Source organism: Bartonella sp. AC329YNZD (genome assembly GCF_042196685.1).
Lineage (GTDB): Bacteria > Pseudomonadota > Alphaproteobacteria > Rhizobiales > Rhizobiaceae > Bartonella.
In genome coordinates this window covers 1-5109 of sequence record NZ_JBHIQS010000038.1, presented here as the reverse complement: position 1 = coordinate 5109, position 5109 = coordinate 1, and the positions used below count along the sequence as shown (strand labels likewise).

Below are 5109 nucleotides of genomic sequence, written 5' to 3'. Positions count from 1 at the left end.
ATATGCTTAACATCTTTTTCAACACCAGTGATACGTTCATTGGTTTCCCAAAGTTGTCCACCATTAACCGCATCTTTCGAACCTTTTTCAACTTTACCATCGGCTACATTAATAATTTTATTCGGCTTTCCATCGCGACCAGCATCATAGGCTTTTTCTTTATCATTCCACTTTAAAGCATCTGAATCAACATTGTTGATGACATCATTAATACGGTTATTTATGTTCACCATACCGCCAGTAACACCACCAAGCGCCTCAGCAACATTATTATAGTTCTTTTCCTCCCCAACTGTGCCATCAGCATTGACTTGAACAATCTTAAAAGTAGGATCTGTCCATTTGCCATTCCCATATTTGGCACCGCCACCGAAATAATTAGCAAGCTGGTTGCTTATGAGATAAAGTTGGTTCCCTGTAATGGCATCCGTTGAACCTTCGGCAATCTCACCATCCAAAAGATACTTTAATTTGCTCTTTGTCTTCTGCCCATCTTTTTCATGACGTGCAACAAATGCTCCTTCTTCATCATCCCACAATAAAGCATCTTTCGTGATACCTTCAATTTTCTGATTAAACTCATTGGATACATTCGTTAAGCGCTGATTCACACTTTTGACATTCACATCAAGCCCCGTCAAAGCATCACCAACATTTTCAAAGGTTTTCTGTTCTACGTTACCATCTGCAGACACTTGAGATAGATTATATCTAGGGCCTACAAAAGCACCATCCTGAAATGCTGCATCCCCACCAAAGTAATTTGCAATATCTCCTGATATTTTATTAATCTGGCTACCATTGATTGCATCATGAGAATCCTGGGAAATTGCACCATCCTTAACATTCAGGAGAGCAACTGGCCCATTGCTCTTACCGCTACCTAAAGTCACACTACCATAATTAACATTGCCATTTTCATCTTTATCGTAGAGAACTGCTGTTGCAGTTACTGTATCAATATCTTTAGAAATCTTATTATCAATATTTGTGATAGAAGTATTGATAGCAGTAAACGCGTCAAAAACATTATGATGCGTTTTCCCCTGAATAAGGAAAGCTGGTTCTATACCTTCGAGTACATCTGTACTACCACCAAAATATTTCGATGTATTTTCAGCAACTTTTGATAGATTATCAGTAACATTTATAACCTTCTTATTCGTAGCAAAAAGCTGCGAACCATTGATTGCATCATGTGAACTCTCAGACATCACACCATCGGCAACATTATGCAAACCAACAGGAGTAGAATTCTTACCTTTACCTAAAGTCACACTCGTATAATCAATCTCATCTTTATCCTTTTTATCGTAATGCACAACAGCTGAGTCATCTGATTGAAGGTGATTAATTTGGTTGGTAATCTCATTAGTAATTTTATTTTGAAAATTCGCGAAAGAAGTACCAACTCCTTCAAAAGCTTCCGCTACATTTTTATACTCTTGCTCTTCAGATCCACCATTGTCCTTAACTGTTTTAACCTTGAAATTTGGAGCACTCCATGCGCCATCCTTATATTCAGCACCGCCACCAAAGTACTGCGCAACACTGCTACCTAAGCTGTGAAGCTGGGAACCATTTACCGCATCACTTGAGATTTCAGAAACCTCTCCATTTGCAAGAAACTTAATCTTGCTATTCGTTTTTGTTCCCTTTTTCTCCCCATGCTGTGCTAAAAACGCACCCTCAGCACTACTCCAATTTAAAGAATCCTGTGCAATGCCTTCTGATACTTCTTTAATGCGCTGACTTACATGCTTGATATTTTCATCAAGACCTGAAAAAGCCGTGCCAACACCAGTATACGATTTATCTTTTATCTTACCTTCTTCAGAAACCTCGGATAATTTATAGGTTGGCTGTGTAAGAGCGCCATCTTTAAAGGAGGATTCTCCACCTAAGAACTTAGCAATATCCTCACCAATTGTATTGATCTGACCACCCGTGACTGCATCATGTGAACTCTCAGAAATCATACCATCAGCGACATTGTGAAGACCAACAGAGGTAGAACCCTTACCTTTTCCTAAAGTTATATTCGTATAATCAGTTTCACCCTTTTCCTTTTTATCATAATGAATAACAGCCGATTCATCTGACTGAAGACTCTCAGACAACTGCTTTAAACCTTTATCTAACTGGCCTTTGTTAACAGCATCATTGTCCTGTTCTGCTTCTTTCACACCAGAAAGAGTTCGACTCTTACCATCATTATCGGAAATAGTGATTTTATTACCGTACTTTTCTGCGCCAATCTCGATTAGTTGCTTATCTTCATCCCACTTAACAAAGCTATCACCTTTCACATTGGCAATTTCATTGTTAATTTTCTTTGTGATATCATTTTTAACATTCGTGATAGAACTTCCAACTCCTGCCAAAGCTTCCGCAACAGTATTGTATTGCTTCTCTTCAGAGTTGCCATCATTCTTAACTGTCGTAACCGTAAACTTAGGAGCTATCCATTGGCCATTCTCATATTTAGCGCCCCCGCCGAAATAGGTCGCAACCTTATCATTTGTCTCAAAAAGCTGCGAACCAATGACTGCTTCATTTGAATCTGCTGAGAGCACTCCACCCTTTATACCAGTAAGAGTACGCTTTTCATTTTCGTTGTTGGCAATATCGATTTTGTCACCATCCGTGTCTTTACCAATAGTGATGTGTTTCGTTTCAGCATCCTGTTTCACAAAGCTACTGGCTTCTACTTGTTCTTTAATTGTCTTTAGTTGTGAGAAATTTACAGCGTCAGTATCTGAAGTACCTGCAGCAACTCCAGAAAGAATCCGATTATGACCATCCTTATTTGTAATATCGATTTTAGTGCCTTCTTTTTCTTCCCCTATCTTGATTAACTTTGCCTCTTCATTCCACTTAACAAGGCTATCACCTTTTACATTAATAATCGCATTGTTAATTTTATTCTGAACAGTCGTGAGAGCTGTATTAACACCTTCAAACGCAGCCGCTACATTCTGATAAGTCTCTTCTCTTGCCTCTCCATCAGTATCAAAGGTTTTAACCGTGAATGTAGGAGCACTCCATTTTCCATCTTTATAACCAGCACCACCGCCTAAATAAGTAGAAATCTTATCATTTGTTTCAAAAAGCTGAGAACCATTTATGCCATCATGTGATTCATTGGTAATTTTACCTTTTCCAACATTATGCAAAGCAACAGTGCTTGTTTCTGGATCACCAAAAGTCACACTCTTCTTATTAACTTTACGCACTGATCTCGCAGGCAGATTAACATCCTCTAAATCTTCTTCCTCATCATAAAGAACTGCCACAGAACGCACGTCTTCAATATTTTTAGAAAGAGTGGTTATGTTTTCATCAAGCTGACCTTTGTTAACGGCATCGGTTTCTTCTTTCCCCTTAGCTACTCCTGTAATTTTTTTATCACCAGCATGAATACCATTTAAAGTTATGCTTGGTCCATTACCATCAATAAACTTAAAGCCCTCATTACTCATAGAGCTTTGACCTGTAGTGACGCTTGTAAGTTTGAGAGTATCACTCAAAGTAAATTCAATTTTATGCTTATTTTCTGCAGTATTTTTTGCAATTTTTAAGTTATCTTTTCCTACTTCACTATTTTTCACTGAAAAATCTATTGTACTACCTGGATTCACGTCTGTAGGATCGGTATTGTTAGCAGAGAGTTTCCAAACTCCTGATGCCAAATCTCGCAAAGCTTTTAACTGTGCAACATTCACTGCATCAGTATCTTCACTACCCGCAGCCACACCGGTAATTTGTCGTGTTAGCTTACCGTTACCCCCGCCACCTACTTCCCCTACACTAAAAGCTCCTGTTGTGCTTTTCCATGCTATACCGGTTTCTGTCGAGCTACCATTCAAGCGAGGATCATAACCAGCAACATTCTTGTCTCTATCAGAGATAGATCCTCTACCTACAGCAACACCATCATTAACAAGCGCCTTTGAATTTACACCAATGGCAACCGAATTTTCCGTTACAGCATACGCTTGCGTACCTATAGCAATCGCATTTTCAGCATACGCGATTACTTTTCCGATAGGATTATCTGTGTTTTTTTCAAAGTGCCTGCCCCCTATTGCAATAGCACCTGCCCCCAAAGCTTCAGCATCTGTACCTAAAGCAACACTATTTGTACCTAATGCAGTTGCAAGCCCTCCAATAGCAACTGAAGATTTCCCCGACGCCTCTGATCCCACGCCCATAGCAATACTTGCTATACCACCTGCAAGTGCGGAAACACCAAAGGCTTGCGCTCCTCCAGCCTTTGCTGTCGCACCTGAACCAAAAACGGTTGAATAATTACCCGTCGCTGCAGACCCACACCCTGTTGCAAAAGAATAAGCACCATAAGCCTCAGGCAATGCATTAGTAAAACCACCAGTACTTCCCCCTATATAAGCACCCAAAACTTTACCATTAGTGCTACCCGTGTATCCATCACCCGTCCAAATAACCTGTTCAGTGGTCGTACCATAAGGATGACGACCGTTAAACTCTTGATCAGTAATAAATCTATTATATTGTTGCTCTGCAGTTATTCGTCGATTATCAGCAATTCCTTGTTGTTGTTTGCCGCCACGACCAATAACATTGTCTGCACCACAGAAGTCATCATCACCAGAAAAAACAACACTCCCATGACTACCATACGGATACATGACATTAACACTATTTGTGCTTCTAAATATCTCTCCTGTTATTGAGAGATTCGCCGCAAAAACAGGAGAAACACTCGATAAGAGTGTCGCCATTACCGTATTAAGAGAGACAACTTTAATTAAATTTTGTGTGGAATATTTTTTTTTCATAAGAATCTCCTCCAACAGAGTTCAACATCATTACAACACGCGGAAACACTCATGGCAAAACCCTCCCCTTCCGATACCGCGTTTAAACCTTCAACAAATGTATTTCTAAAATCAGGATTTGCTGAAAAAACAGAGGTAACATTCGATACAAATGTCGCTGCCACAACCAATGAAAGAATTTGAACAAAAGAAAAATGAGAAAGTTGTATGGTATATAATTTCTTCATAATGAACTCCCCAAAAAAACCTTTAGAAACACACTTAAGAACACAAAAAAGACATATTTTAA

At 39.3% G+C, this 5109-nt stretch carries 2 protein-coding genes; both read right to left on the bottom strand.

Annotation, left to right across the window (positions count from 1 at the left end; all coding sequences use genetic code 11):
• The coding region (locus ACFIMW_RS08680; protein WP_375608808.1) for a hypothetical protein at positions 1–4820 on the bottom strand (4820 nt) is incomplete at its 3' end.
• Positions 4817–5047 carry a hypothetical protein gene (locus ACFIMW_RS08675; protein WP_375608807.1) on the bottom strand — a complete coding sequence of 77 codons (231 nt, stop codon included), beginning with the start codon at positions 5045–5047 and terminating at the stop codon, positions 4817–4819. The genes ACFIMW_RS08680 and ACFIMW_RS08675, both read right to left, overlap by 4 nt.
• Between the last annotated feature and the right edge of the window lie 62 nt (positions 5048–5109).

Coding starts and splice junctions, on each gene's coding strand:
- ACFIMW_RS08675 (WP_375608807.1), bottom strand. CDS start 5,047: ATGAAGAAATTATATACCATACAACTTTCTCATTTTTCTTTTGTTCAA.